The sequence below is a fragment of the Georgenia subflava genome (genome assembly GCF_009193155.1).
In the GTDB taxonomy this organism is placed as follows: domain Bacteria; phylum Actinomycetota; class Actinomycetes; order Actinomycetales; family Actinomycetaceae; genus Georgenia; species Georgenia subflava.
On sequence record NZ_VUKD01000001.1, the window covers coordinates 1,091,186 to 1,117,965 of the forward strand.

22 protein-coding genes are annotated in these 26,780 nt (G+C 70.0%); 16 read left to right on the top strand and 6 right to left on the bottom strand.

Translation table 11 applies throughout. From position 1 onward, the window contains the following. Positions 1 to 25: 25 nt before the first annotated feature. Entirely contained in the window at positions 26 to 1,339 is a 1,314-nt protein-coding gene (locus GD748_RS04930) for an MFS transporter (RefSeq protein WP_152194017.1), read from the bottom strand. Positions 1,340 to 1,688: 349 nt separating this feature from the next. Here GD748_RS04930 and GD748_RS04935 point away from each other — a divergent pair, with 349 nt between their 5' ends. Together GD748_RS04935 and GD748_RS04940 are read left to right on the top strand one after the other, a co-directional pair. Then, positions 1,689 to 4,484 carry a cation-translocating P-type ATPase gene (locus tag GD748_RS04935; protein WP_152194018.1) on the top strand — a complete coding sequence of 932 codons (2,796 nt, stop codon included), beginning with the start codon at positions 1,689 to 1,691 and terminating at the stop codon, positions 4,482 to 4,484. Positions 4,485 to 4,635: 151 nt separating this feature from the next. After that, complete coding sequence (locus GD748_RS04940) at positions 4,636 to 5,571, top strand: hypothetical protein (RefSeq protein ID WP_152194019.1); 936 nt, start codon at positions 4,636 to 4,638, stop codon at positions 5,569 to 5,571. A 398-nt stretch (positions 5,572 to 5,969) separates the two neighbouring features. On the opposite strand, the gene GD748_RS04945 is transcribed toward GD748_RS04940, so the two are convergent. Both GD748_RS04945 and GD748_RS04950 read right to left on the bottom strand, forming a co-directional pair. Beyond that, entirely contained in the window at positions 5,970 to 7,049 is a 1,080-nt protein-coding gene (locus tag GD748_RS04945; RefSeq protein WP_152194020.1) for an inositol-3-phosphate synthase, read from the bottom strand. After that, a complete protein-coding gene (locus GD748_RS04950) occupies positions 7,046 to 7,729 on the bottom strand; it encodes a PadR family transcriptional regulator (RefSeq protein WP_193312815.1) in 684 nt (227 codons plus the stop codon). Before GD748_RS04950 ends, GD748_RS04945 begins: the two co-directional genes overlap by 4 nt. A gap of 671 nt (positions 7,730 to 8,400) precedes the next feature. Between GD748_RS04950 and GD748_RS04955 the strand changes: the two genes are divergently transcribed. The 6 genes from GD748_RS04955 (at position 8,401) to GD748_RS04980 (ending at position 13,171) form a co-directional block, all read left to right on the top strand. Continuing rightward, positions 8,401 to 10,698 carry a transglycosylase domain-containing protein gene (locus GD748_RS04955; protein WP_152194022.1) on the top strand — a complete coding sequence of 766 codons (2,298 nt, stop codon included), beginning with the start codon at positions 8,401 to 8,403 and terminating at the stop codon, positions 10,696 to 10,698. Positions 10,699 to 10,914: 216 nt separating this feature from the next. Continuing rightward, positions 10,915 to 11,202: a 30S ribosomal protein S6 gene (gene rpsF / locus GD748_RS04960; RefSeq protein ID WP_152194023.1), complete on the top strand. Its 288-nt coding sequence runs from the start codon at positions 10,915 to 10,917 to the stop codon at positions 11,200 to 11,202. A 44-nt stretch (positions 11,203 to 11,246) separates the two neighbouring features. Continuing rightward, positions 11,247 to 11,792, top strand: a complete 546-nt coding sequence (locus tag GD748_RS04965; RefSeq protein WP_152194024.1) for a single-stranded DNA-binding protein — start codon at positions 11,247 to 11,249, stop codon at positions 11,790 to 11,792. A gap of 56 nt (positions 11,793 to 11,848) precedes the next feature. Then, the gene (rpsR, locus tag GD748_RS04970) at positions 11,849 to 12,085 is read left to right on the top strand and encodes a 30S ribosomal protein S18 (RefSeq protein WP_043503716.1); all 237 of its coding nucleotides are present in this window, start codon (positions 11,849 to 11,851) and stop codon (positions 12,083 to 12,085) included. A gap of 16 nt (positions 12,086 to 12,101) precedes the next feature. Further along, positions 12,102 to 12,554 carry a 50S ribosomal protein L9 gene (rplI, locus tag GD748_RS04975; RefSeq protein WP_152194025.1) on the top strand — a complete coding sequence of 151 codons (453 nt, stop codon included), beginning with the start codon at positions 12,102 to 12,104 and terminating at the stop codon, positions 12,552 to 12,554. A gap of 275 nt (positions 12,555 to 12,829) precedes the next feature. Next, positions 12,830 to 13,171 carry a VOC family protein gene (locus GD748_RS04980; RefSeq protein ID WP_152194026.1) on the top strand — a complete coding sequence of 114 codons (342 nt, stop codon included), beginning with the start codon at positions 12,830 to 12,832 and terminating at the stop codon, positions 13,169 to 13,171. Between the two features lie 15 nt (positions 13,172 to 13,186). Here the strand turns inward: GD748_RS04980 and GD748_RS04985 are convergent, their stop codons facing one another. Further along, positions 13,187 to 14,566 (bottom strand): MATE family efflux transporter, encoded by a 1,380-nt coding sequence (locus tag GD748_RS04985; RefSeq protein WP_152194027.1) that lies wholly within the window; start codon positions 14,564 to 14,566, stop codon positions 13,187 to 13,189. 298 nt (positions 14,567 to 14,864) lie between these two features. Between GD748_RS04985 and dnaB the strand changes: the two genes are divergently transcribed. Continuing rightward, the gene (gene dnaB, locus GD748_RS04990; protein WP_152194028.1) at positions 14,865 to 18,392 is read left to right on the top strand and encodes a replicative DNA helicase; all 3,528 of its coding nucleotides are present in this window, start codon (positions 14,865 to 14,867) and stop codon (positions 18,390 to 18,392) included. A 103-nt stretch (positions 18,393 to 18,495) separates the two neighbouring features. On the opposite strand, the gene GD748_RS04995 is transcribed toward dnaB, so the two are convergent. Further along, positions 18,496 to 19,104 carry a dihydrofolate reductase family protein gene (locus GD748_RS04995; protein ID WP_152194029.1) on the bottom strand — a complete coding sequence of 203 codons (609 nt, stop codon included), beginning with the start codon at positions 19,102 to 19,104 and terminating at the stop codon, positions 18,496 to 18,498. Between the two features lie 268 nt (positions 19,105 to 19,372). Between GD748_RS04995 and GD748_RS05000 the strand changes: the two genes are divergently transcribed. From GD748_RS05000 to GD748_RS05030, 7 genes are all read left to right on the top strand, one after another. Further along, the gene (locus GD748_RS05000; RefSeq protein ID WP_193312816.1) at positions 19,373 to 19,798 is read left to right on the top strand and encodes a DUF2255 family protein; all 426 of its coding nucleotides are present in this window, start codon (positions 19,373 to 19,375) and stop codon (positions 19,796 to 19,798) included. Positions 19,799 to 20,085: 287 nt separating this feature from the next. Continuing rightward, a complete protein-coding gene (locus GD748_RS05005) occupies positions 20,086 to 21,243 on the top strand; it encodes a sugar phosphate isomerase/epimerase family protein (RefSeq protein WP_152194031.1) in 1,158 nt (385 codons plus the stop codon). A gap of 105 nt (positions 21,244 to 21,348) precedes the next feature. Continuing rightward, positions 21,349 to 22,164 (top strand): sugar phosphate isomerase/epimerase family protein, encoded by an 816-nt coding sequence (locus GD748_RS05010; protein WP_152194032.1) that lies wholly within the window; start codon positions 21,349 to 21,351, stop codon positions 22,162 to 22,164. 61 nt (positions 22,165 to 22,225) lie between these two features. Further along, entirely contained in the window at positions 22,226 to 23,113 is an 888-nt protein-coding gene (locus GD748_RS05015) for an ABC transporter permease (protein WP_152194033.1), read from the top strand. 92 nt (positions 23,114 to 23,205) lie between these two features. Beyond that, positions 23,206 to 24,246: an ABC transporter substrate-binding protein gene (locus GD748_RS05020; RefSeq protein WP_152194034.1), complete on the top strand. Its 1,041-nt coding sequence runs from the start codon at positions 23,206 to 23,208 to the stop codon at positions 24,244 to 24,246. Continuing rightward, positions 24,246 to 25,061 (top strand): ABC transporter ATP-binding protein, encoded by an 816-nt coding sequence (locus GD748_RS05025; RefSeq protein ID WP_152194035.1) that lies wholly within the window; start codon positions 24,246 to 24,248, stop codon positions 25,059 to 25,061. The genes GD748_RS05020 and GD748_RS05025 overlap by 1 nt, the downstream gene beginning before the upstream one ends. Before the next feature lie 26 nt (positions 25,062 to 25,087). Further along, on the top strand, positions 25,088 to 26,122 hold the full coding sequence (locus tag GD748_RS05030) for a Gfo/Idh/MocA family protein (protein ID WP_152194036.1): 1,035 nt from the start codon (positions 25,088 to 25,090) through the stop codon (positions 26,120 to 26,122). Positions 26,123 to 26,164: 42 nt separating this feature from the next. On the opposite strand, the gene GD748_RS05035 is transcribed toward GD748_RS05030, so the two are convergent. Then, the gene (locus GD748_RS05035; protein WP_152194037.1) at positions 26,165 to 26,743 is read right to left on the bottom strand and encodes a hypothetical protein; all 579 of its coding nucleotides are present in this window, start codon (positions 26,741 to 26,743) and stop codon (positions 26,165 to 26,167) included. Between the last annotated feature and the right edge of the window lie 37 nt (positions 26,744 to 26,780).

Consider the following 26,780-nt stretch of genomic DNA (forward strand, 5'->3'; position numbering starts at 1 on the left):
GGCCTGGTGGGCCGCGCCTGACGCGTCAGCCCCGCTCGGAGGTCAGGACCGGCACAGGCCGGTCCGCCAGCCGGGTCACGCCGGACCGGTAGGTCACGGCGAGGACGACGTAGACGGCGGTGAGCGCGACGAAGACCCCGCGCGACCAGCCGGTGTCGGGCAGGGCGATCGCGGCGAGCGCCGCGGCGCCGACGAACGCGGCGTTGTAGAGGACGTCGTACAGCGAGAACGCCCGCCCCCGGTAGGAGTCGTCGGTGTCCCGCTGGACGATGGTGTCCACCGCGATCTTCGCGCCCTGGACGCCAAGACCCATGAGCACCGCGGCGACGACGATGAACCAGTACTGGGCCGACGTGGCGAGGATCGCCTGGCTCACCCCTGCGATGCCCAGGCAGACGACGATCCACGTCGAGGCGTGCATGCGCTCGTACGCCAGCGGGGTGAGGAAGATGGACAGGCCGTTGCCGAGGAAGGAGACGCCGGTCAGGACGGCGAAGGTCGCCAGGCCCGCGTCGGCGTCGGCGGGCTCGTTCAGCAGGTTCCGCGAGATCAGCAGCAGCGCGATGAAGTTCATCCCGTAGAGGAAGCGGTGCGCGGCCATCACCCCGAGCGCCATTCCCGGGGTGCGCCGGGCAACGAGGTACCGGGCGCCGTCGACCATGTCGCCGACAGTCGCCCGCATGTCCGCCCAGAGCTGGGCGCCCTCCGCACGGCGGGCGGGTCCGAGCTGGTCCTTGCCGAGGCGCAGGGCGAGCGCCGAGGCGGCGGCGAACAGCGCACCGGCGGTCGCCAGGACGATCCCGTCCTTGACCGGGCCGGCCGGTGCGACCAGGCCGAGGACGAACCCGATGGCGGCCCCGACGGCGGCCGAGACGGCACCGAGGGTCGGGGTGAGCGTGTTGGCGATGAGCAGCTGCTCGCGCGGGACCACGCGCGGCGTGCCGGCCGACAGCGCCGCGAGCAGGAAGCGGTTGATGCCGAGTGTGACCAGGGCGAGCACGTAGACGGGCAGCCCAACCCCGACGGTGGCCATCAGGACGGCGAGGATCGCTGCGAGCACCACACGGACCGCGTTGCCGATCAGCAGCACCTGCCGCCGGCGCCACCGGTCGAGCAGCGGGCCGGCGAAGGGGCCGACGACGGTGAACGGCAGCAGCAGCACGGCGAAGGCGGCAGCCACCGACGCCGCGGTCGCCATGTTCTGCGGGCTGAAGAAGAACAGCGTGGCCAAGCCGATCTGGAACATGCCGTCGCCGCACTGCGAGACCAGGCGGACGGTGAACAGCTTGCGGAAGCCGTCGTTGACGGCGACCGTGCGCAGGTCGGACAGGACGCTCATCGGCGGGGTGCCGGCCGCGCGGGGCGGCGGGCAGGAAGCATCGGCACGTGCTGCAGGCTAACCGATCGCCCACCGCGGACCTCTGGTCGGTCGTGTGCCGCACGCGGCCGCGGGCTGCGCAGCTCGGCCCTGGCCCCGCCGTCGGCTCGGTCACCTCCAGGCGTTCGCCGGCGTCGCGACCGCGGGGCGGAGCGGCAGCTCCCGCTCACGGTCCGAAGGCGGCGTCGGGAGGGACGTCGGTCCTCGTGCGCCCGTGGAGCACGGCAGCGATGATGAGGACGCCGGACGCCGGACGCCGAACAGCGGACGCCGGACGCCGAGAGCACCCGGAGCACCGAGAGGATCGCCGATGAGCGCAGGCACGAGCAGAGGCTCGCTCGAAAGCGACGAGTCCGGGGCGCCGGCCTGGCACACCGTGGCGCCGTCGGAGGTGTCCCGCGAGCTCGACGTCGACCCGCGCCGCGGTCTCACCACGGAGGAGGCCGGACGGCGCCTGGACGAGCACGGCCCCAACGAGCTCACCGAGGACGCCGCCACCCCGCTGTGGCGCCGGGTCCTCGCGCTGCTGACCGAGCCGATGACCGTGGTGCTCCTCATCGCCGCCGTCGTCAGCGCCGTGGTCTCCCGCGAGCTCGAGACCCCGATCGTCATCCTCGTGGTGGTGGTCTTCAACGCCGTGCTCAACCTCGTCCAGGAGCAGCGCGCGGAGTCCAACCTGCAGGCCCTCCAGGACATGACGGTGACGAGGGCCCGGGTGCGTCGTGACGGGCAGGTCCGCGAGGTCGACGCCGAGCACCTGGTGCCCGGCGACGTCGTCCTCCTCGAGGCGGGCGACGTCGTGCCGGCCGACGGGCGCCTGCTCGAGACGGCCGGCATGGAGGTGCAGGAGTCCGCCCTGACGGGCGAGTCGGCCCCGGTGCCGAAGAACGCCGACGCGATCGACGAGGCCGACTCCGCGCTGGGCGACCGGGACGGCATGGGCTTCATGAGCACGGAGGTCACCCGCGGTCGCGGCGTCATGGTCGTCACCGCGACCGGGATGGGGACCGAGATCGGCCGTGTCGCCGGGATGCTCGGGACCGCCGGGCAGGAGACGACGCCGCTCCAGCGCCGCATCGCCCAGCTCGCCAAGCTGCTGAGCGTCGTCGCCGGCGTGGTGGTGCTCATCGTGTTCGTCCTCGGGCTGCTGCGGGGCGCGGCGCTCGAGGACCTCTTCCTGACGGCGGTCTCGCTGGCAGTCGCCACGATCCCCGAGGGGCTGACCGCGGTGGTCGCCTTCACGCTCGCCATGGGCGCCTCGCGGCTGGCCCGGCGCGGCGCGATCATCAAGAGCCTGTCCTCGGTTGAGACGCTCGGGTCGACGGCGCACATCGCCACGGACAAGACCGGCACGCTGACCCTCAACCAGATGACCGCGCGGGTGCTGTTCGCCGAGCAGCGCGTCTTCGAGGTCTCCGGCGAGGGCTACGGCACCGACGGCGAGATCCGCGTGACGGGCGAGGAGCCGGCGCCGGACGTGCGCGCCGCCCTGCTCGCCATGGCACTTGCCGCCGACGCCGAGGTGCACGACGGCGAGCTCGTCGGCGACCCGACCGAGGGTGCGCTCGTGGTGCTCGCCGCCAAGGCCGGGCTCGACGTCGACGCCGCCCGCCGTGACTGGCCGCGGGCCGCCGAGGTCCCCTTCGACTCGAGCCGGAAGTACATGGCCACGCTCCACCGCTGGGAGGCCGCCGCATCCGAGAGCGCCACCGCGGAGTGGGCCCGGGGACTGGCGCCGGAGGACCGCTCTGGGCTGCGGATGCTGGTCAAGGGCGGTCCGGACGTCGTCTTCGGCCGCTCGGCGTGGGTCGACACCCCCGATGGTCCGGTACCGCTCGACGACGCCCAGCGCGCCCGGCTCGACGACCTCAACGCGGACATCGGTGCCCGCGGGCTGCGGGTCATGGCGGTCGCGCAGCGCGACTTCGCGGCGGAGGAGATAGATCCCGACGTCGCCGCCGACCCTGCCGAGCTCGACGGGCAGGTCCGGGAGCTGACCTTGCTGGCCCTGGTGGGCATCGTCGACCCGCCTCGGTCGGAGGCGCGCGACGCCATCACGCAGGCGCGGCAGGCCGGCATCGCCGTCCACATGATCACCGGCGACCACGTGGGCACGGCGTCCGCGATCGCCGCGGACCTCGGCATCGAAGGCGAGTCGGTGACCGGCGCCGAGCTGGAGAAGACGTCGGACGAGCAGCTGCGCGGGTCCGCCGCGGGCTACGGGGTGCTGGCGCGGGTGAGTCCCGAGCACAAGATCCGCATGGTCGACGCACTGCGCGCGGACGGCTCGGTGGTGGCCATGACCGGTGACGGGGTGAACGACGCCCCGGCGCTGAAGGAGGCCGACATCGGCATCGCGATGGGCATCACCGGGACCGAGGTGTCCAAGGGCGCGGCGAGGATGATCCTCACCGACGACAACTTCGCCACCATCGTCGCCGCCGTGCGCGAGGGCCGCGGGATCTACGACAACGTGGTGAAGTTCGTGCGGTTCCAGATCGCCACCGCGTGGGGCTTCGTGATCATCTTCCTCACCGCCGGCGTCATCGGGCTGGCCGGGGGCGCCCCGTTCACGGCGTTGCAGGTGCTGTGGGTCAACATCATCATGGACGGCCCGCCGGCGATGGCCCTCGGGCTCGACCGAGCGGAGGACGACGTCATGCACCGGCCGCCCAGACCGGTGGGCGAACCGATCCTCACCCGCGCCCGGGTGCTGCGCATCGTCCTCTCGGCCGTCGTCATGGCCGCCGGCACGTTGGCAGTGCTCGCGCTCACGCCCGGCGAGGAGCCGGCGCCCGGTGTGGCGACGGAGGCAGGCACGCTGGCGTTCACCACGTTCGTGCTCTTCCAGGTGTTCAACCTGCTCAACGTCCGCGGCCGCGACGAGTCCGTGTTCTCCCGGCACACGTTCACCAACCGGATCCTGTGGCTCTCGCTCGCGGCCATCCTGCTGCTGCAGGTGGCCGTGGTGTACGTGCCCTTCCTCCAGGGGCTCTTCGACACGACGGCGCTGAGCGCCGGTCAGTGGGCGCTCGCGGCGGTCGTCGCCTCCTCCGTGCTGTGGGTCGAGGAGGTGCGGAAGGCCGTGATGCGGGCACGCAGCTGAGGCTCGCGCGGGCGCCGTTCGCCAGCCCCGCTCGCCGGTCGACAGCTCACCTCCGGCAACGGTGAGGGGATGACACGAATCTCCACAGGGTTGTCCACAGCCTTGAACCGGTCGTCGCACGCCTCGTGATCCGGCAGCATCCCTTGCCGGCATGGTGACCAGGACCGAGATCGCCCACCTCGCCCGGTACGGCAACCAGGTCGTCTCGAGGAAGCAGCTCGTCGAGCTCGGCTGTCCGCCTGGCTTCCTGGCCGCCCAGGTCCGACGCGGCGTATGGCAGAGCCCCTACCCGGGCATCGCCGTCGTCCACACGGGCACGATGCGCTGGATGACACGAGCCCGGGCGGCACTGGTCTACTGCGGCGAGGGCGCGGCGCTCAGCCACACGGCGGCCGCCTTCCACTGGGGCCTGATCGGAAAAGAGCCGCGCATCGTCGAGGTGAGTGTGCCGTGGCGACGGCGAGTTGCCACTCAGCGTGGACTCAGGGTGCACCTGCGGAGGGTGATGCCGGACAGCTACGGCGGACTGCGCACGGTGCATCCACCGGAGACCGTCCTCGACCTCTGGGAGTCGATCACCGGCGCCGACGCCGCCATCGCACTGCTGTGTGACGCCCGGCGCGCCAGGATCAGCCTGGACGAGATCGCGCGCGCGGCGGTCGGCAGGCGTCGCCTCGCTCGGCGGAGCCTCCTCGACGAGCTCCTCGCCGAGGTTCGCTCCGGGATCGAGTCACCGTTGGAACGCCGCTTCCGTCGCGACGTCGAGCGGGCGCACGGCTTGCCGAGAAGTGCCCTTCAGGTTCGTGACAGGGTCGGTGGCCGGTTCGTCAGGGCGGACGTCAGCTACGCCCGATACGGCGTGCGCGTGGAGCTGGACGGCAATCTCGCGCACCCCGGCGGGCGGACCGCCTCCGACACCTGGCGCGACAACGCGACCCTGATCGAGCGCGGGGTCCGGACACTTCGGTACCGGTGGACGCACGTCGCGGTCACTCCGTGCCGGACCGCGGCGCAGGTTGCCGCGGCGCTCACGCAGGGTGGATGGGGCGGTGGGCTGCGGCGGTGCGGGCCCGACTGCCTAATTTGAGTGCTCGCCAGTGGCGCCCGTCGTCATCGGTGAGAGATCGATGCGATAGGCGCACCGTTTCCTCACCAAGGACGGCCAACGGCGGTTAGTGCGTAGACCGCACGGCGCGGACCTGGAACCTCGAGCGAAGGCACAGGACAGAGGGCTCGACTGCCTACTTTGAGTGCCCGGCTGTGGCGCCGGCGCGTCATCGGTGAGAGATCGATGCGATAGTCGCACCGTTTCCTCACCGATCGGGGCGGCGGCCGCCGGCGCGTCACCTAGGAACTGGCGCTGGCCCCGTCGCCGGGGACTGATGCCGGCACGTAGCCCTGGTCACGATGCCGGCGCCTGACGGCGGGAGATACGCGCCGGCCCCGCCACGAAGGTGACGGGGCCGGCTGCGGCGGTGGAGCGGCTCAGCGCTCGATGTCGCCGGCGATGAACGCCTCGACCGACTCGCGGGCCAGGTCGTCGGCGCGCTGCTCCGGCGGGGACTTCATGAAGTAGCTGGACGGCGAGAGCAGCGGGCCGCCGATGCCGCGGTCCATCGCGATCTTCGCCGCACGGAGGGCGTCGATGATGATGCCCGCGGAGTTCGGGGAGTCCCAGACCTCGAGCTTGTACTCGAGGTTGAGCGGCGCCTCGCCGAAGGCGCGCCCCTCGAGGCGGACGTAGGCCCACTTGCGGTCGTCGAGCCACTGGACGTAGTCCGACGGGCCGATGTGCACGTTCTTGGCACCGAGGTCGTGCTTCACGTTGGAGGTCACGGCCTGGGTCTTGGAGATCTTCTTGGACTCGAGCCGGTCGCGCTCGAGCATGTTCTTGAAGTCCATGTTGCCGCCGACGTTGAGCTGGTACGTCCGGTCCAGCACCACGCCGCGGTCCTCGAAGAGCTTCGCCAGGACCCGGTGCGTGATGGTCGCGCCGACCTGGGACTTGATGTCGTCACCGACGATCGGCACCCCGGCGGCGGTGAACTTGTCCGCCCACTCCTGGGTGCCGGCGATGAAGACCGGAAGGGCGTTGACGAAGCCGACACCAGCGTCGATGGCGCACTGCGCGTAGTACTTCGCGGCGTCCTCGGAACCCACGGGCAGGTAGCAGACCATGACGTCCGCCTCGGTCTCCCGCAGCACGCCGACGACGTCGACCGGCTCGGCCGTCGACTCCTCGATCGTCTCGCGGTAGTACCTGCCAAGCCCGTCCAGCGTGGGACCCCGGCGGACCGGGACGTTCAGCGGCGGGACGTCGCAGATCTTGATGGTGTTGTTCTCGGAGGCGTTGATGGCCTCAGAGAGGTCGCTGCCGACCTTCTTGCCGTCGACGTCGAACGCGGCGACGAACTCGATGTCACGGACGTGGTAGTTGCCGAACTGGACGTGCATCAGGCCGGGAACGGTGCTCTCGGGGTCGGCGTCGGCGTAGTAGTGCACGCCTTGGACCAGCGAGGACGCGCAGTTCCCGACGCCGACGACGGCGACACGGATAGCACTCATGCTTGCTCCTTGTTCGTTGGTGATGCATCACTTGAGGCGGGTGCGCCGAGGGCGTCCGCGCGGGTCGTCGTGCTTGCCGGGGTCTGTGCGGGGTTGATGCGGCCGTAGTCGAGGGCGCCCCGGGTCCCTCGCTCGGTGTCGATGACTCGCTCGAGCCACTGCACCTCGCGCTCGACCTGCTCGAGGCCGTGTCGGGCCAGCTCGGCCGTGTAGCTGTCCATCCGCCGCGAGGTGCGGCCGAACGACTGCCGCATCGCCTCGCGGCGCTCGACCATCCGCGCCCGCCGGCCCTCGAGGATGCGCAGCCGCGTGGTGGCGTCGGTGCTCCCGAAGAGCGTGAACCGGACGTCGAAGGCGTCGTCCTCCCACGCGCCGGGTCCGGCCGAGGACAGGGAACCCTCCAGGTGCGTGCGGCCCGCATCGGTGAGCTCGTAGACGATCCGGGCACGCCGCCCGGTCAGTGGCCGCGTGACTGTCGCGGCCGTCTCGGTGGTCTCCGCGGCGGAGATCAGTCCCCGCTCGGTGAGCGAGCGAAGTGCCGGGTAGAGCGAGCCGTAGGACAGGGTGCGAAATGCCCCGAGGGTGGCGTTGAGGTGCTTGCGCAGCTCGTACCCGTGCATGGGCGCCTCGCGCAGCCGGCCGAGGATGGCCAGCTCGAGAACCTGCCCGCGTGCGCTCACCGACGTCCTCCCCGCCTGTGTTGCCCGGAGACCTTGCCGCTCCGGATCCGATAGCGCAGCAATATATCGCATCGATATATCAGCGCATCACCTACGGACGGGGCGTGCCGGCACGGCGCAGGTGACGAACGAGCTGGAGCCCGACCAATCGAAGGAGCGGGAGCGTCCTGACGAGGGAGTAGGAGCGCCCGCGGAAGCGAAGCAGCGCGAGCGCCCGACGAAACGAGGGAGCAGGAGCCGGAGCAAGCGAAGAAGCGAGACCCTGCCAGACGAAGGAGCGAAGTCGCCACGACACGGAATATCGGGAAGCGCCCCGACAACCGGTCCACCGCGGAACGGCAGTGCGGGGACGAGTGGCGGAACGGCAGTGACGGGACGGGTGGCGGAACGGCAGTGACGGAACGGCAGTGGCGGGAACGGCAGCGCGGGGACGAGTGGCGACGCCGGCGTAGATCCGCGCGGGCGACGGGCGAGCGCCCGCGTGCGCACCTGTGAGTCGCACCGCACTCCATGCCTGGTGAAGACGGCTCCCAGTACCCTGCCCCATACTGAAGGGCGGATCTGTATCCGGCGACCACCGGCCCTCGCCCCGCGACGGCCGCCAGCCGGGGCACGCACAGACCGCGCCAGCGGATCGTCCGAGGGTGCGGCACGGCGAAAGGCATACCCGCGTGGCACGCACCCCCAACCGCTCCACGGGCAAGCGCTCGGCCCCCGCCGGGCGCACGGCCTCGAAGGGCCGCCGGGCACCGGCGAAGAAGAAGGGCTTCTTCGACTACCCACGGTCGGGCAAGGGCCCGGTCATGCGCTGGCTGCCCAGCTGGCGGGTCGTGCTCGGTGTCGCACTGACGGGCATCGCGCTCGCCGTCGGCGTGTTCATCGCCGCCTACGCCACCACCGAGGTCCCCGAGCCGGACGACTTCGCCCTGGCCGAGTCGACCACCGTCTACTACGCCGACGGCGAGACTCCGATGGGCTCGTTCTCGGAGGTCGACCGGACGATCATCGACGTCTCCACGCTGCCCGAGCACGTCTCCGCGGCGGTCATCGCCTCCGAGGACCGCGGCTTCTACGAGAACAACGGCGTCGACCCCAAGGGTCTCGTGCGCGCCCTGTGGAACAACGTGCGCGGCCTGCCCACCCAGGGTGGCTCCACCCTCACCCAGCAGTACGTCGAGCGGTACTACGTGGGCACCACCACCAGCTACCTCGGCAAGTTCAAGGAGACCATCCTCGCGCTCAAGATCGACCAGTCGCAGACGAAGGAGGAGATCCTCGAGAACTACCTCAACACGATCTACTTCGGCCGCGGCGCGTACGGCATCGAGCAGGCCGCGCAGGCGTACTTCGACAAGCCCGCCACCGAGCTGACGATCTCCGAGTCCGCGCTGATCGCCGGGATCATCCCCTCCCCGAGCAACTGGGACCCGGCGGTCAACCCCGAGCGTGCCGAGCAGCGGTGGAACCGCGTGCTCGACCTCATGCTCGAGGACGGCTGGATCACCCAGGAGGAGCGCTCCGCCGCCGTCTTCCCGGAGACGGTCGCACCGAACACCGAGAACATCTACGGCGGCCCCAACGGCTACCTGCTCACCATGGTGCGCGACGAGCTCGTCGCCTCGGCGGGCCTGACCGAGGAGGAGATCGACACCCTCGGTCTGGACATCGTCACGACGATCGACCAGGCGAAGCAGGACGCCGCCGTCCAGGCCGTGGACAACCTGCCCGACGACCGGCCGGAGAACAACCACGTCGCCCTGGTCTCGATGGACCCGAGCACCGGCGGAGTGGTCGCCCTGTACGGCGGCGCCGACTACGTCTCCAAGCCACGCAACAACGCCACGCAGGACCGCGCCCAGGCCGGTTCGATGTTCAAGCCGTTCACGCTGACCGCGGCCCTGCAGCAGGGCATGCCGCTGGAGACGACCTACACGTCGCCGTCGCCGATGGACATCGACGGGTACACGGTCCGCAACTACGACTTCCGCGGCCACGGCCTCGTCGACCTCGTCGAGGCGACGGAGAACTCGATCAACACCGCCTACGTCCAGCTCAACGTCGACGTCGGCCCGCAGGCGACGCTCGAGGCGGCCGTGGCGGCGGGCATCCCGGAGGACACGCCGGGCCTGACCGCGGACCCCTCCAACGTGCTGGGCCCGTCGTCGCCGCGGGCGATTGACCTCGCCCGCGCGTACAGCACCTTCGCCGCCCAGGGCGTGCGGCACAACCCGTACATCGTCGCCGAGGTGCGCGACGGGGACGGCAACGTCACGTACACCGGCGGCAACGAGGGCGAGCGCGTCTTCGACCCGCAGGTCACGGCGGACGCCACCTACGCGATGACGCAGGTGATCGAGGAGGGCACCGCCCGGGTGGCGAACGTCCTCGACCGTCCCGCCGCGGGCAAGACCGGCACCTCGAACGGCCTCATGTCCGCCGGGTTCGCCGGCTACATCCCCCAGCTCGCGACGGTGGTGTCGATGTACCAGGTCGGCGAGGACGGCGGCGAGGAGGCGCTCACGGGGTTCGGCGGGACCCCGTTCATCGGCGGCGGGCAGTTCCCGGCCGAGATCTGGCGCGACTACATGCTCGTGGCCACCGAGGGCATGGAGGTCCAGGAGTTCCCCGAGCGCTCCCAGCCCGAGCTGCCTTCGCCGGAGCCGACGACGGAGGAGCCCACCGAGGAGCCGACCACCGAGGAGCCGACGGAGGAGCCGACCACCGAGGAGCCCACGGAGGAGCCGACCCCGACCCCGACGCCGAGCCCCACCCCGACGCCCACCCCGACGCCCGCACCGACTCCCACTCCGGCGCCGACCCCGGAGCCCACCACGGAACCAGGCCTGCCGCTCCCGCCCACCGAGCCGCCCGGGGACGGTCAGGCCGAGCCGCCCGGCTCGGAGGACCCGGCCGGTCAGGCGGTCGGGCGCGACGACTGGGCCGACTGGTGGGCCGAGGTCACCAGCTGACCCCGCACACCCCGGGACGACGCCGGAGCGCAGGTTCCGGCGTCGTCCACAGGGAGTGTGACGAGGCTCGCGACGCCCGGCGTCGGCTGGCTACGGTAGTGTTGCCCGTTGGTCCCCACCATGTGCACACCCGTGCCCGTGAGGGGACCGCACGCTGCAGCCCTCCTGTCACGGAGAGACCGTGACCGCCTAGTCCAGAGGAGGTGGGTAACAAGCATGCGTCAGTACGAACTGATGATCATCCTCGACCCGGAGGTCGACGAGCGCACCGTCGCCCCGTCGCTCGACAAGCTGCTCTCGGTCGTCAAGACCGACGGCACCGTCGAGAACGTCGACATCTGGGGCAAGCGTCGTCTTGCCTACGAGATCGCGAAGCGTTCCGAGGGCATCTACGCCGTGGTCAACATGACCACCACGCCGGAGGTCGCCCAGGAGCTCGACCGCCAGCTCGGCCTGAACGAGGCCGTCCTGCGCACCAAGCTCATCCGCCCGGACGCCCACTGAGCCTCGCTCGGTGAGCACCACCTGAACCACCAGGGAGCACACACATGGCAGGCGAGACCGTCATCACCGTCGTCGGGAACCTGACGGCGGACCCCGAGCTGCGCTTCACCCCGTCGGGTGCGGCCGTGGCCAGCTTCACCGTGGCGTCCACGCCGCGCACCTTCGACCGTCAGGCGAACGAGTGGAAGGACGGGGAGACCCTGTTCCTGCGCTGCTCGGTCTGGCGCGAGGCCGCGGAGAACGTCGCCGAGTCGCTGACCAAGGGCACCCGCGTGATCGTGCAGGGCCGGCTGGTCCAGCGTTCCTTCGAGACCCGCGAGGGCGAGAAGCGCACGGTCGTGGAGATGCAGGTCGACGAGGTCGGTCCCTCCATGCGTTACGCCACCGCCAAGGTCACCCGCTCGCAGCGCGGTGGCGGCGGCTTCGGTGGCGGCGGCCAGGGTGGCCAGGGTGGCTACGGCGGTGGCAACCAGGGCGGCGGCTACGGCGGCCAGCAGGGTGGCGGCAACGCCCCCGGCGGCGGCCAGGCCGACGACCCCTGGGCCACGGGCGGCGGCTCGAGCGCCTTCAACGACGAGCCGCCCTTCTAAGTCAAGACTTTGCGCGCGCGCCTGCTGGCGTCGCGCTCGGAATGAGGAGCATCACTATGGCGAAGCCTGTTCTTCGCAAGCCCAAGAAGAAGGCCAACCCGCTCAAGTCGGCCAAGATCGAGAACGTGGACTACAAGGACACGGCGCTGCTGCGGAAGTTCATCTCCGACCGCGGCAAGATCCGCGCCCGCCGCGTGACCGGCGTGTCCGTCCAGGAGCAGCGACTCATCGCGAAGGCCGTCAAGAACGCCCGCGAGATGGCCCTGCTGCCGTACTCGAGCTCGGCTCGCTGAGGCTAGGGAGGCAGACATGGCAAAGCTGATCCTGACCCACGAGGTCTCCGGGCTCGGCGCCGCCGGCGACGTGGTCGAGGTCAAGGACGGGTACGCCCGTAACTACCTCGTCCCGCGTGGCCTGGCCACGCGCTGGACCAAGGGCGGCCAGAAGCAGGTCGACCAGATCCAGGCCGCGCGCAAGTCCCGCGCGATCCACACGATCGAGGAGGCCCGCGACGTGCGCGACCGTCTCCAGGCCGCCCCGGTCACCGTCGCCGTCCGCTCCGGCGACACCGGCCGCCTCTTCGGCGCCGTGACCACCACGGACATCGCCGAGGCCGTCAAGGCCGCGGGCGGTCCGGACCTCGACCGCCGCAAGATCGAGGTCCCGGCCCCGATCAAGTCGCTCGGTGAGCACAAGGTCCACGTGCGGCTGCACGAGGACGTCCAGGCCACGGTCGACGTCAAGGTCGTCCCCGCCAAGTGACGCACGGCGGTCCCGACGGCGCGAGCCGGCCGGGGCCGTAAGTCACCGCCCGGCCCGGTCCCCTCACGGGGGCCGGGCCGTCGGCGTCTCACCAGACCGCAGCGACGGGACCGGCCGCGAGGGGCGTGTGGCATCCCTCGGTGCCCTGCCCAGCCGTGCCCTCGAAGGACGTCCCGGGGCGCGGCGATGTCCGCTGGCCCCGGTCACGAGGGGCGACCCGTCCACGGCCGCGCGGTGGACGCCGCCCAGCGCCGACTCACAAGTACCGTGTGCCCATGGCACTGACTCCCCACGCTGTGACCTTCGACGCCGGTGACGCCGCCCGCCTCGCCGGGTTCTGGGCCGAGGCGCTCGGCCTGGCGGTCCACGAGGGTGCGACGGCGGAGTTCGCCGCCGTCACGGGCGCGGGTCAGTCGTATCTCTTCTTCGCCGTCCCCGAGGGCAAGCTGGCCAAGAACCGGGTGCACCTCGACCTCGAGGCCGGCCACCGCGAGGACGAGGTCGAGCGCCTTGTCCGCCTCGGAGCCACCCGGTTGGACGACCACGACGACGGAGCCCGGTGGACGGTGATGGCCGACCCGGAGGGGAACGAGTTCTGCGTGGTCCAGTCGCACTGAGCGGGCTGGGCGCCGCTATCGTCCCGCGCCGAGCACCATCCAGTGCGTGCCGCGCGCTCGTAGGCCCGTGGTCACGGCACGGGAGAGCATGAACGCCCCGCCGAACGCCGCCCAGAGCCAGGCGAGGCCCGCCGCGCCGTCCGGCGCCCAGGCGTGGACCGCCCAGGCGAGGGGCAGGTAGACGACGAGCGTGACGAGGCCTGCCCATGCGAGGTAGCGCCCGTCGCCGGCGCCGATGAGGACGCCGTCGAGCACGTAGACCCAGCCCGCGATGGGCAGGCAGGCTCCCGAGACGGCCAGCGCGACCGCCGCCGCGACGCGCACGTCGGGGTCAGCGGTGAAGAGCGGTGCGAGGAACCAGCCGCCGGCGGCGAAGAGCAGGCCGATCACGGCGCCGGCGCCGGTGCCCCACTGGAGGCAGCGGCGCATGACCGCGCGGACCCGACCGACGTCGCCGGCCCCGAGGCCGTTGCCGATCATGGCCTGCGCGGCGATGGCGAGGGCGTCGAGGGCGAAGGCGGCCAGCCCCCACATGACGTTGACGACCTGGTGTGCGGCCAGCGAGACGGCGCCGAGCGACGTGGCCACGGCGACGGTGGCGAGGATCGCACCGCGCAGGGTGAGGGTGCGCACCATGAGCGGGGTGCCTGCCCTGGCGGCGGCGACGATGCCGCCCAGGTGCGGCCGCAGGTCGACGCCGATGCCGCGTGCGCCGCGGAGCACGACGAGGATCAGCGCCACCCCCATGCCGGTCTGGGCGAGGGCGGTGCCGAGCCCGGACCCGGCCACCCCCATGTCGAGGCCGTAGATGAAGAAGGCGTTGAGGGCGATGTTGGACAGGGCGCCGGCCACGGCGACGACGAACGGGGTGCGGGTGTCCAGCAGGCCGCGCAGCGTGCCGGTCGCGGCCAGGACGAGCAGCATTCCCGGCATCCCTGGGGCCGAGTACCGCAGGTAGTCGACGGCGTGCGGGACGACCGACTCCGGGGCACCCATGGCGGTCACGACCCACGGTGCGCCGACGATCGCGACGGCCGTGGTGAGCAGCCCCAGCAGGAGCGCGAGCCACATGCCGTCGATACCTGCCGAGACCCCCGCCGCGCGGTCGCCCGCGCCGACGAGTCGGGCGGTCGCTGCCGTGGTGGCGTACGCGAGGAAGACGAAGATCCCGACGGCGGTGGTCAGCAGCGTCGACGACAGCGACAGGCCGGCGAGCTCGGCGGTCCCCAGGTGACCGACCATGACGGAGTCGATCAGGATGAACACCGGCTCGGCGACCAGCGCACCCAGCGCCGGGATCGCCAGGGTGAGGATCTGTCGGTCGAGCGAGCGTCGGGGACGTGGAGCCTCAGGTACTTCTTCAGGGTTGTCGGGTGCGCCGGGAGTGTCGTCCACGGATCTGGGTTCCTCTTTCTGTCCACAGCATGTGCACGCCTGTGGGGATCGTCTCCGGCCTGAAGCAAGGAATCCCACGGGTGTTACCCACAGAGTTGTCCACTACCTGTGCACAACGAGGTGGATGGGGTCCACAGCCGATCCACAGGATAGGTCCGACCCGTGCACAGGAGGGATTTCCTGGGGACGGCCCCGGCGACGTACCTTCGCGTGGGCGCAGGATGGCGCTGGTCCCGCCGCCTTTGTGGGTGGCGGGCGGTAGAAGTGTGCTGAGGGCGTCGAGAAGGAGGTTGGTCGCGTGACCATCGCGGAGGAGCGGGCGACGACCAGCCGGGAGGGCTTCGACCGGACCCCGCCGCAGGATGTCGCGGCCGAGCAGAGCGTCCTCGGCGGCATGCTGCTCTCCAAGGACGCCATCGCCGACGTCGTCGAGGAGTTGCGCGGCAACGACTTCTACCGGCCCGCGCACGAGATGATCTACGAGGCGGTCCTCGACCTCTACGGCCGCGGCGAGCCCGCCGACGCCGTGACCGTGGCGGCGGAGCTGACCAAGCGCGGCGAGATCGCCCGTATCGGCGGTGCGCCCTACCTGCACACGCTGATCTCCTCGGTGCCGACCGCCGCCAACGCCGGCTACTACGCCCGGATCGTGCGCGAGCAGGCGGTGCTGCGGCGGCTGGTCGAGGCCGGCACCCGGATCGTGCAGCTCGGCTACGCCACCGAGGGTGGCGACGTGGACGACCTGGTCAACAACGCCCAGGCCGAGGTCTACGCCGTCACCGAGCGGCGCACGAGCGAGGACTTCGTGCCGTTGCGCGACACGATCAACCCGACGATGGAGGAGATCGAGCACGCCGCCGACCGCGGCGAGGGCATGATCGGGGTGCCCACCGGCTTCGCCGACCTCGACGCCCTGACCAACGGCCTGCACGGCGGCCAGATGATCATCATCGCGGCCCGACCGGCCATCGGTAAGGCTCTGGCGCTCGACACGCCCCTGCCCACGCCGAGCGGCTGGACGACCATGGGCGATGTGCGGGTCGGCGATGAGCTGATCGCCGCGGACGGGACGCCGACCAAGGTCGTGGCAGCAACTGAGGTCATGACCGACCGGCCCTGCTACGAGATCACGTTCGACGACGGCACGATCATCGTCGCGGACGCGCAGCACCAGTGGCTGACCGAGACACGCGCCTCGCGGAAGTCGGCCCAAGCCGCGGCGGTGAAGTACAACCGGTATCAGCACCAGCGGACGTTCGCGACCGTCGCCACGACTGAGCACATCGCCGAGACGTTACGGTGTGACACCGCAGATCGGCGTCTCAATCACTGCGTTGTCAACACCAAGCCGCTCGAGCTCCCTGAACGGGACCTCTTGATCGATCCCTATGTGATGGGAGTCTGGCTCGGCGACGGGCACAGCGCCGGTGCGCGATTTACCTCGGCTGATCCCGAGATCGCGGTCCGCGTCGAAGCGGCGGGGTACGAGGTCAGACCGCAGTCGGGGAGGCTGCTCTACTCGATAGGCCTGCTCCCCCAACCAGTCCTCCAGGAGCGTCAGTGCGATGTTTGCGGGGAGCGTTTTACTCCCAAGCAAGCGCACGTGCGGACATGCGGCCGATCCTGTGGTGGCAAGAGGAAGCTCCTTCACCTTCCCAAGGTTCGCCCGGCCTGTCGCGAATGTGGTGCTGAGAGTTCCGGGTCCGGCCTGTGCAAGAAGTGCTGGATTGACCACGGCAGTATGCAGGCACTCCTGCGCAAGACCGGCGTGCTCAACAACAAGCACATTCCGATCGATTACTTGCGCGGCAGCGTGGGGCAGAGGCGTGATCTCCTCGCTGGACTGCTCGACACGGACGGCACAGTCAACCCCACCGGGTCAGTCCAGTTCGCGGTAACTGACGAACGGCTCGCATCCGACTTCTTCGAGCTGGTCAGCAGCCTCGGCTACCGCGCAGGTTGGTCGCGGAAGGCCGTGAAGGGACGTTCAGCCCGGACATCGGTCGCACACACCATCACATTCACCACCGACGACGAGGTGTTCGCGCTCGAACGCAAGAAGCTCGTTCACAAGGAGCGGCGCCGACGTGGCACACCTCGACGGACGTCGCGGTTCATCACCGATGTTCGCCCGGTGCCCAGTGTTCCGGTGCGGTGCGTCCAGATCGACCACCCCAGCCACCTGTACCTTGCGTCCCGATCGATGATCCCGACACACAACTCGACCATCGCCCTGGACATCTGCCGGTCGGCTTCTATCAAGAACGGTCTGACCTCAGTCATCTTCTCCCTGGAGATGGGGCGCACCGAGATCACGATGCGCCTGCTCTCGGCCGAGGCGCAGGTGCCGCTGCAGAACATGCGTAAGGGCACCATGCGTGAGGAGGACTGGACGCGGATGGCGACTGCCATGAGCCGGGTCTCCGAGGCGCCGATGTTCATCGACGACAGCCCGAACATGTCACTGATGGAGATCCGCGCCAAGTGCCGGCGACTCAAGCAGAAGCACGACCTGCGGCTCGTGGTGGTCGACTACCTGCAGCTGATGAGCTCGGGCAAGCGTGTCGAGTCGCGCCAGCAGGAGGTCTCGGAGTTCTCCCGTGCGCTCAAGCTGCTGGCGAAGGAGCTCGAGGTTCCGGTCATCGCCGTCGCGCAGCTGAACCGCGGTCCCGAGCAGCGCACGGACAAGAAGCCGATGATGAGTGACCTTCGCGAGTCGGGCTGCCTGACTGCTGATACGCGCGTGATGCGGGCCGACACCGGTGCTGAGGTCACGATGGGCGAGCTCTTCGTGTCCGGTGAGAAGGACGTGCCGGTGTGGGCTCTCGACGAGCGGCTCAAGTACGTTCGCCGGCACATCACATCGGTGTTCAGCACCGGCGTGAAGCCCGTCTTCCGGATGAAGCTCGCTTCTGGCCGGGAGATCACTGCCACTGGCAACCACCCGTTCCTCACGTACGAGGGATGGTCTCCGCTGGAGGCTCTGAAAGCCGGCGCTCGTATCGGTGTCCCTCGCCACGTTCCCGCACCCTCGCTCGAACTCGATTGCGACGAGGGGCAGGTTCGCGAGCTGGCGCGCGGACTCAGCCGTTCCCGCGAATGCGAGATCCCTGACGACGTGTTCTCGTTCCCGAAGAGGCAACTGGCACTCTTCCTCAGTCTGCTAGCGGACGACTCCGGCGATGCGCGTTTCCTCGCTACGTCGCGCGAGTTCCTCGACGGCGTCGCGCGGCTGCTTCTCCGGTTCGGCGTGCACTCGGAAGTGGCGAGAAACCGCTCTGGGTGGCAGCTCGATGTTCCGGACGCGGAAGACCGAAGGATTCTGAGCCGGTGGTTCAACGGCGCGGCCAGAGCCCGACTCGCGCAAGAGGGTTCGGACATGCCGATGAGCGTCGGCAGCGCGCCCTGGTCGGAGATCGCCCGGTTCCTTGAGCGCTCGGATGTTAGCGACTCGACCCGTGACGGCGCGTCAACCTTGAAGGTGGTCGCCGACGTTCTCGACCGGGAGGCGATGGACCTCACAGCGACCAACGATGTGCTCTGGGATGTTGTGCTCGACGTTGTGCCGGAGGGCGACGAGCAGGTTTTCGACGCGACCGTCGCCGGGAGCCACAACTTCATCGCGAACGGTATTGCCGTCCACAACAGCCTCGAGCAGGATGCGGACGTCGTCATGCTCCTGCACCGCGAGGACGCCTACGAGAAGGAATCGCCGCGCGCCGGCGAGGCAGACATCATCGTGGCCAAGCACCGCAACGGGCCGACCGACACGATCGTCGTCGCTTTCCAAGGCCACTACTCGCGGTTCGTCGACATGGCGCGATAGCCGTCGCAGCCCGCGTCATCAACGTTCTGCCCACCGACGGCGACAGTGCGCTGGAGAACCGGGCAGATGTGCTGTTGCAGCCAGCGGGTGCGCCGCGGTCAGGTCAGGACAGGACGCGATAGGTCACGTGCGTGACTGCAGTCGCCGACCGTGACGCCACCTGCTCAAGATCCAATGGCGGTACACCGTCGAACAAGCGCGTGCCCGCACCTAGCGTCAACGGCACGATGTGGAGCCGGAGCTCGTCGATCAAGCCTGCGGAGAGGTACTGGTTGATGGTCGAAGCGCCGCCCTGGATCGAGACGTCGCCGTCCCCCGCTGCGAAGCGAGCCTGCCGCAGTGCGGACTCGATGCCGTCGGTGACGAAGTGGAAGGTCGTCCCGCCGTCCATCGGCTGCGGATCGCGCGGGTAGTGGGTGAGGACGAACACCGAGGCGTGGAACGGTGGATCGTCACCCCACCAGCCGTTCCACTCCCGATCCCACTCGCCGCGCACGGGGCCGAACATGTTGCGTCCCATGACGAATGCACGCGCAGCTGCCATCCGGTCGACCTCGACGCGGTTCTCGTCCGGGGTCTCGAACATCCAGGCATGCAGTCTGTCGCCCCAGCCGTCTGCGCCGTCCTCGCCGAACGGGCGCTCCTCGGTCTGGTTGTGCCCTGCCGAGTAGCCGTCGACCGAGATCGAGAGGTCGCAGGTCACCGTGGTCATCGCTCTGTCCTCCTGGGGCCGGTGGCGCGGAGGCCGGCTCTATGCTCCTCTTCGGCCCGATCGGGGTACACAGAAGCGACAACATTCACGCGCCTCCGACATTCTCGCCTCCCCGGACGCCAACCTGTCCGGATCTTTGCGACAGGTGCCCGATTCGATGATCTGGCGGTGGCCCGGGCTCGCGGTAGCGGCGGGAACTGGTTGACTCTCGGAAAGGGCCGCCATGCGGCCGTCCACGGATGCCGGATTCGGTGCGGAGGAGTGCAGCATGGGTTTCGAGGACGTGGTGGAGCTGCTGGATCAGACCCAGGTTGTCGCCGTCGTGACCACCAGGTCCGGCGGTGCGCCGATCGCGACACCCATCTGGTCCGTCGTCGTCGACGGCGTGCCCTACGTCCGCTCGGCGTTCGGTGACGGCTCCTGGTGGTACCGGCACGTGCGGGCGGGCCGGCCGGTGGCAGTTGCGATGGGTGACGGCGCCGTCGCGGAGCGTGACCGCGACGCCGCGCTCGACCTGCCGCGCGAGCCCGTGAGCACGACGTACGTCCCAGCCGACGACGACGTGCAACGTCTCATCGACGACGAACTGCGAACGAAGTATGCACACGCGCGGAAGTCCTCGGTCGACGCGATCCTGAGCGATGAGGCGCTGGCCTGCACGCTGCGTATCGAGGCGCCGCTCTCATCAGAGTGAGGAGGTGGGTCCGGGAGCGTGCGTGGACCAGATCCTCCGTCTGGTTGTGCCCTGCCGAGTAGCCGTCGACCGAGATGCGAGAGGTCAGGGGTCCGGCCGTGATTGGCATGAAGTTCTCAACGGCGGTTTCGGCCAGATGCCGGCCGAATCGTAGCGCTTCGGACAGTCGATGCAACATATGGCAACCCGTTGCTCATCGTTGCCGACTGACCGAACCTTGCCATGGCGCTGTTGAAAGCGCATTCCGCACGTCCCATCTCTCGACCTCGACGGAGAGGCCTAGCCCCATGGAACGCATTTCACGTCCTTCAGCGCGCCCTCGAGCGCGTTGGCTCCTCGCCGGCCTGGCCGGTGTCCTGACCATTCCGCTCGTCTCCTCCGCCGCCGGTGCGGTGGAGACAGACCAGTGCGCCTACGGCTACACGTCCGAGGCGTCGGTCTTCTTCGGGGTGGGCGCCGGAGAGTCTGACGTGCCGAACTACGACACCGGCGACGGCTGCACCGTCATGGACGAGATTATGTCGGGCGCCCCCTTCACGAATCACGGGCAGTTCGTGAGCACGGTCGGCTCCGTGACCCGGACGCTCGTCCGGGACGACGTTCTGACCCAGGCCGAGCGCTCCGACGTGCTCGACGCGGCAGCCCGGTCCGAGGTCGGCAAGCCGCACCCGGTGACCGGCACCCGGTCCGTCGACCTGTCCAAGATCGGCCTCGTGGGCTTCACCGTCCGTGCCACCATGCCGACCGACGCGGTCGGCACGCTGGACGCCCTCGCCACCTGCGGCTTCCAGAACATCGAGCCGTCCGGCCGGGCCGGCAACTTCTACGGGTACACCGCCGAGACGCTCGCTCCGCTCACCGACGCAGCCGGGCTGAGCGTTCCCTCGCTGGGGGTGAGCCAGGACAACCTCGAGAACGACCTCGACCTCGTCATCTCCGAGGCCCACGCCATCGGGGCCAAGTACGTGCGCATCTCCGGATCGAGCAGCTGGACGCTCGAGGACTACTCGGAGACCGCGGCAATCCTCAACGAGGTGGGCGCGAAGCTCCAGGACGAGGGCATCACCGTCGCCTACCACAACCACGGCTACGAGTTCGAGACCGTCGAGGACGGGATCACCGGCTACGACGTCCTCGTCCGGGAGACGGACCCGGAGCTCGTCACCATGGAGCTCGACGTGTACTGGGCCGCCAGCGTCGGCGCCCACGCGGTCGACCTGTTCCAGACCTACCCGGGCCGGTTCGAGCTCCTCCACCTCAAGGACCTCGCCGCGGACGGCTCCTTCGCCGACGTCGGTGAGGGAACCATCGACTTCGCCGAGATCTTCGCCCACGCGAAGCTCGCGGGCGTCGAGTACGGCTTCACGGAGCACGACCGTCCTGTGCCGGACGGTGTGACCTCCGCCTGCAGGAGCATCGGCAACCTCGCCGAGCTGCGCTACTGAGCGGTGCTGCCGGCCCGCACCCTCGCGGGCCGGCAGCCACCGGCTCACGCACGATCACGACCGGAGCGGCATCGGTGCCGCACGAGACGAGAAGGAGGTGACGACATGTGGACGCTTGCCGGCTTCGCCGACGACACGGCACCCGACCCCGAGACGCAGTTCGCGGTGGCAGCCGAGCTCGGACTGCGGTTCGTGGAGCTCTCCAGGTTCCAGGGCAACGACCTGCTCGACCTCGACGACGCCCAGGTGCGTGACCTCCGCGGACTCCTGCGTCGGCACAACCTCCGGGTGTCGAGCATCGGGACCCCGGTCGGCGCCCTCTCCCTCACCCAGGACCTCGACCGGGTACGGCGGGCGGTGCGGGTCGCGGAGGCGCTCGAGTCGACCTGCGTCCGGATCTTCTCGCACCTCATCCCAGTCCCGGCGGACGCCGGCAAGGGTCGCGACGAGGTCCTGCGACGCCTGACGGCGCTGGCTGCCGTCGCGGCGAGTGCGAACCTCGTCCTCCTGCACGAGAACCGTCCAGGTACCTACGGCGACACCCCGGGGCGCTGTCTCGACGTCGTCGAGTCGGTGGGTTCCGAGCACCTCGCCCTGGCCTGGGACCCGGCGGGCTTCGTCGAGTCCGGCTCGCGGCCGTTCACGGACGGCTACGACCTGCTCCGGCCGTACCTGGAGTACATACACGTCAGGGCCGCCAGGAGCGACACGGGGCCCGTCGCCCTCACCGACCGTGGCGAGGGGCAGATCCTCGAGACCGTCCGTGCGCTCTGGTCCGACGGATTCACCGGCTTTTTCGCCCTCTCGCCGCACCCCGGCACGACCTCTGGCATCGCCGCGCTCACCGGCCCCGAGCTTGCGACCGAGGCGATGAAGGCCGTCACCGAGATCGCAGACGCAGTGGCGGTGCCTCTCCGGTGACCGACGACGCCGCGCCCCACGCCCTCGAACCCGCCACCCCGACAACGACGGAGAACTCCCGATGAGCACTACGCAGGAAGTCCGACCCGACCCGGCCGCACCAGCGGGGACCGTGACCGGCGGGCCCACAGCACGGGCACGGGCCGAGACCACGCTCTGGGGCAGAGTGCTTCATCTCTTCTCCATCTCTTGGCGGCCCGTCGCCGTGCTGCTCGCGGTGTTCGCCGTGTGGTGGTTCGTCGCCTGGCGCGAGATGGTCGCGCCCTGGCTCATCCCTGCGCCCGGCGCGGTGTGGGACACGATGATCGAGGACTGGGCGATGCTCCTCGAGCACACCTGGGTGACGACGATGGAGACCATCGTCGGCTTCGTGCTGGCCACCGTCATCGGCGTCGCGACGGCGGTCGTCCTCGTGTACTCCAAGACCGCCGAGAAGTCGCTCTACCCACTCATCCTCTTCGCCCAGGTCATCCCGAAGATCGCCATCGCGCCCATCCTCGTCGTCTGGTTCGGGTTCGGGATGACGCCGAAGATCGTGCTTGCCGTCCTCATCGCGTTCTTCCCTGTCGTCGTCTCGGCGGTGGCCGGACTGCGCTCGGTCGACCCGGAGCTGCTCGAGCTCTCGGCGACCATGGGCGCCTCCCGCTGGAAGACTTTCCGGAAGATCCGGTTCCCCGGAGCGCTCCCGCAGCTGATGTCCGGCCTGAAGGTGGCCGTCACGCTGGCGGTCGTCGGTGCCGTCGTCGGCGAGTTCGTCGGTGCGGATGCTGGCCTGGGCTACGTGCTCCTCCTCGCCAGCGGGAACCTCGACGCACCGTTGCTCTTCGCCGACCTGATCCTCATGTCGCTCATCGGCGTCGTCCTGTTCGTCCTCGTCGAGCTCTCCGAGCACATCCTCATCCCCTGGCACGCGTCGCGGCGCGGCAACCTCATGCTCGCCGCGTCCTGACCCTCCGATCCCGTCCCACCCCCGACAACCACCTCGTCCCCACCCCTCACGACCGCACGGCACCCCTACGCCGTAAACCGAAAGGACTCCCCATGCGCACTCTCAAGTACGGAATCACCTTCGCCGCCGCAGCCCTCGTGCTCGCCGGATGCTCCGGAGGCGGCGACGCAGACGCGGACGCCGACGCCACGGCCGGCGGCGGCGAGAGCGGTGCCCCCGCCGAGCTCACCGAGGTGAGCGTCACCCTCAACTGGGTTCCCTACGGCGAGCACGCGCCGTTCTACTACGGGGTCGAGCAGGGCTTCTTCGAGGAGGAGGGCATCGACCTCACGATCCAGCCGGGCAACGGGTCCGGGAACACGGTCCAGCAGGTCGCCCAGGGCAACACCGACTTCGGGTGGGCGGACACGCCGCCGCTGTCCAACGGGATCAACTCGGGCATGCCGGTCAAGAGCGTGGGCGTGTTCCTCCAGACCGGACCGAGCTCGGTGGAGTTCTTCGCCGACCAGGACATCACGGAGCCCGCAGACCTCGTCGGCAAGACGGTCGGCGGCACGCCCGGTGACGCCATGTACGGGACGTTCCCCGCCTGGCTCCAGCTCAACGGGGTCGACCCCGCCGACGTCAACGTCGTCAACGTCGACGCGGCCGGCAAGATCGCTGCCCTCATCGAGGGCCAGGTCGACGCGATCCAGGGCTTCTACCACGACCAGGCGCCTACCATCGAGAACCAGACGGGCAAGGAGGTCGAGGCGCTGCCGTTCGCCGACTTCAACATGAACCTGCTCGGCACGGGCCTGCTGACCAACGACTCGATCATCGAGGAGAACCCGGAGCTCGTCGAGGCCATGTTCCGAGCGACGTCGCGGTCGTTCCAGGAGGCGGCCGACAACCAGGAGGCAGCCGTGGCTGCCATGGCCGCGGGTGCCGAGCAGGCCCCGGAGGAGAGTGTGCTGGCGGCGCAGCTCGAGGCCACCATCGGCCTCCTCAACCTCGACGAGGCTGCTGCACCCGGCGTCAACACCGAGGAGCAGTGGACCGACACCCTGACGTTCCTCTCCGAGAACACCGACTTCGACGGGGAGGTCGACCCCACGCTCTACTGGGACGCCTCCTTCGGTGAGGGCCTGTGATGACGGAGACCCAGCCGGCCCGCTCGGCTGGGACGGTGGACCCCCGACCGATCATCGAGGTCGACGGCATCACGATGAAGTTCACCTCGAAGCGGTCCGAGACCGTGGCGCTCGACGACGTCTCGCTCACCGTCGGCGAGGGAGAGTTCGTCACCATCGCCGGCCCGTCCGGGTGCGGCAAGTCGACCCTCCTGCGGATCATCGCCGGGCTCGCGCGCGTCTCGGCCGGGAAGGTGAGCCTCTACGGCAAGCCGGTCACCGGACCGCAGCGCGACATCGGGTTCGCCTTCCAGCGCTCGGCGCTGCTCGAGTGGCGGGGGGTCCGCAAGAACATCCTCCTCCAGGCCGAGATGCGCGGGATGGACAAGAAGCACGCCGAGCGTCGGGTGAACGAGCTCATCGAGCTGACCGGTCTGACGGGCTTCGAGAAGGCGCTGCCGCACGAGCTCTCGGGCGGGATGCAGCAGCGGGTGGCGCTGTGCCGCGCGCTGCTGCACGAACCGCGCGTGCTGCTCATGGACGAGCCGTTCGGGGCGCTCGACGCCCTGACCCGCGAGCACATGAACATCGAGATGAACCGGGTGTGGCGGGAGACCGGCACGACCATCGTCCTCGTCACGCACTCCGTGCCCGAGGCGGTCTACCTGGGCAGTCGCATCGTGGTCATGAGTCCCCGCCCGGGGCGCATCGTCGAGACCCTCAGCCCGGGCCTGCCTGCCGAGCGTGACTACGGCACGACGCTCAAGGACCCGCGCTTCACCGAGGCGGCGGAACGGGTCCGGGACCTGCTCGGCGCGACGCACACCACTGACTGACCGGACCACACAGAAGAAGGAGGACCATGACGGCCAGCCCGATCGGGATCGGAGTCGTCGGGATGGGCAGCATCGGCAGGCTGCACGTGCGGGCCCTGCTCGAGCTCGGTTCCCGAGCAGCGCTCGTCGCGTACAGCGGGTCACGCACCCTGACCGACGAGCTGCTGCTTCCCGAATGGCCGGCGCTGCAGCTCCCGGCCGAGCAGGTGGTCAACCACCCCGATGTCGACGTGGTGGCCATCTGCTCGCCCAGCGCGAGCCATGCCGAGCTCGTCATCGCCGCGCTGGAGGCGGGGCGCCACGTCGTCGTCGAGAAACCGCTCGCCCTCACGGTGCCAGATGCCGCCCGCATCGCCGGCCTCGCGAGGGAGAAGGACCTCATCGTCTCCATGATCTCCCAGCGGCGGTTCGAGGCGGAGCACGAGCTGCTCAAGTCGGCAGTGGTGCAGGGGGCGCTCGGGGAGATCCGGCTCGCCACCACCCACGTGCACTGGTTCCGGGACGACGACTACTACCGGGCGGCGACGTGGCGCTCCTCCATGGCGGCGGGCGGCGGATCGCTGATGAACCAGGGCGTCCACAACGTCGACGTCCTGCGCTGGCTGTGCGGGCCCGTCGAGTCGGTGACTGCTCAGTACGGCACGCTCGCGCACTCGATCGATGCCGAGGACACGACCGTGGCGACGTTGCGGTTCAGGTCCGGCGCGCTCGGGGTCGTGACGACGACGACGGCCACGCCGCCCGGCTCGCCCGCCACGATCTCGTTGCACGGGTCGCGCGGCGCCGTGGTCCTCGGTCAGGGGGAGATTCACCATTGGGACGTGCCCGGCGTGCCGCCGCCCGGTCCGAAGATGCTCCTGCGAGACAACGGCGCCTCCGACCCGCTCGCGATCGGCCACGCCGGGCATCTCGCCCAGTGGCGTGAGGTGCTCACCGCGATCGAGAACGTCGAGCCGGCACCGATCGACGCGGACGACGCCGTCGAGACCGTGCGCCTGCTGTGCGCGATCTACCAGGCGGCGGAGACGGGACGAGAGGTCCGGCCCGCTGACCTCAACTGACCGGCACCCGGGTCCGCCGGGCGCGGGCCCGGCGGGTCACTCTCACGTCACGGTCACGAGCACGATCGTGACCGCCAGGACGGTGTCCAGCACCAGGCAGAACTCGGCCAGCGAACGGGCGACGACCCTCTCCGTCCGGTGATGGTGAAAGTCCCAGGCGGCGTGACCGAGGAGGCCTGCGGCGACAAGGTATCCACCGAGGTCGGGATCGATGCCCGTCGCAACGACGGCGGCGCCGCCGAAGCCGACGAGCGCGACGCTCTGCAGGGGCAGTCCGTGCGCGGGCCGGAGGCCACCACGCAGGAATCCGTAGACCGCCAGGAGAGCCGCGCCGCCGAGCAGGAACCAGGTTGCGTCGACGCGCTCGTCGAGGAGCAGCCGCACCAGCGTGATGACGAGCGCGGTGGCGAAGAACATGGGCCAGGCGGCAGCCGGCTTCCCCACGGCGGCGGCGCCGAGGTAGACCACCGCGGACGCGGCGAGCACCGGCGCGAGCTCCACCCCGCCTGTCAGGCCGATGCCGACGAGGGCGGCGAAGCCGACCCCGGCGACCGAAGGCCAGATCCGGCGGAGCTGCCCCACGGGCGCTGCCGGTGCCGTTGTCGTTGGTGTCTCGTTCATGTCGATCTCCTTCGTTCGGTGGCCCGCCCGGGCCGTC

What these genes read in the sequence shown, in the direction of transcription:
- GD748_RS04930 (WP_152194017.1), bottom strand. Translation starts at nt 1,339, where the DNA reads ATGAGCGTCCTGTCCGACCTGCGCACGGTCGCCGTCAACGACGGCTTC.
- GD748_RS04935 (WP_152194018.1), top strand. Translation starts at nt 1,689, where the DNA reads ATGAGCGCAGGCACGAGCAGAGGCTCGCTCGAAAGCGACGAGTCCGGG.
- GD748_RS04940 (WP_152194019.1), top strand. Translation starts at nt 4,636, where the DNA reads ATGGTGACCAGGACCGAGATCGCCCACCTCGCCCGGTACGGCAACCAG.
- GD748_RS04945 (WP_152194020.1), bottom strand. Translation starts at nt 7,049, where the DNA reads ATGAGTGCTATCCGTGTCGCCGTCGTCGGCGTCGGGAACTGCGCGTCC.
- rpsF (WP_152194023.1), top strand. Translation starts at nt 10,915, where the DNA reads ATGCGTCAGTACGAACTGATGATCATCCTCGACCCGGAGGTCGACGAG.
- GD748_RS04965 (WP_152194024.1), top strand. Translation starts at nt 11,247, where the DNA reads ATGGCAGGCGAGACCGTCATCACCGTCGTCGGGAACCTGACGGCGGAC.
- rpsR (WP_043503716.1), top strand. Translation starts at nt 11,849, where the DNA reads ATGGCGAAGCCTGTTCTTCGCAAGCCCAAGAAGAAGGCCAACCCGCTC.
- rplI (WP_152194025.1), top strand. Translation starts at nt 12,102, where the DNA reads ATGGCAAAGCTGATCCTGACCCACGAGGTCTCCGGGCTCGGCGCCGCC.
- GD748_RS04980 (WP_152194026.1), top strand. Translation starts at nt 12,830, where the DNA reads ATGGCACTGACTCCCCACGCTGTGACCTTCGACGCCGGTGACGCCGCC.
- GD748_RS04995 (WP_152194029.1), bottom strand. Translation starts at nt 19,104, where the DNA reads ATGACCACGGTGACCTGCGACCTCTCGATCTCGGTCGACGGCTACTCG.
- GD748_RS05000 (WP_193312816.1), top strand. Translation starts at nt 19,373, where the DNA reads ATGGGTTTCGAGGACGTGGTGGAGCTGCTGGATCAGACCCAGGTTGTC.
- GD748_RS05005 (WP_152194031.1), top strand. Translation starts at nt 20,086, where the DNA reads ATGGAACGCATTTCACGTCCTTCAGCGCGCCCTCGAGCGCGTTGGCTC.
- GD748_RS05010 (WP_152194032.1), top strand. Translation starts at nt 21,349, where the DNA reads ATGTGGACGCTTGCCGGCTTCGCCGACGACACGGCACCCGACCCCGAG.
- GD748_RS05015 (WP_152194033.1), top strand. Translation starts at nt 22,226, where the DNA reads ATGAGCACTACGCAGGAAGTCCGACCCGACCCGGCCGCACCAGCGGGG.
- GD748_RS05020 (WP_152194034.1), top strand. Translation starts at nt 23,206, where the DNA reads ATGCGCACTCTCAAGTACGGAATCACCTTCGCCGCCGCAGCCCTCGTG.
- GD748_RS05025 (WP_152194035.1), top strand. Translation starts at nt 24,246, where the DNA reads ATGACGGAGACCCAGCCGGCCCGCTCGGCTGGGACGGTGGACCCCCGA.
- GD748_RS05030 (WP_152194036.1), top strand. Translation starts at nt 25,088, where the DNA reads ATGACGGCCAGCCCGATCGGGATCGGAGTCGTCGGGATGGGCAGCATC.
- GD748_RS05035 (WP_152194037.1), bottom strand. Translation starts at nt 26,743, where the DNA reads ATGAACGAGACACCAACGACAACGGCACCGGCAGCGCCCGTGGGGCAG.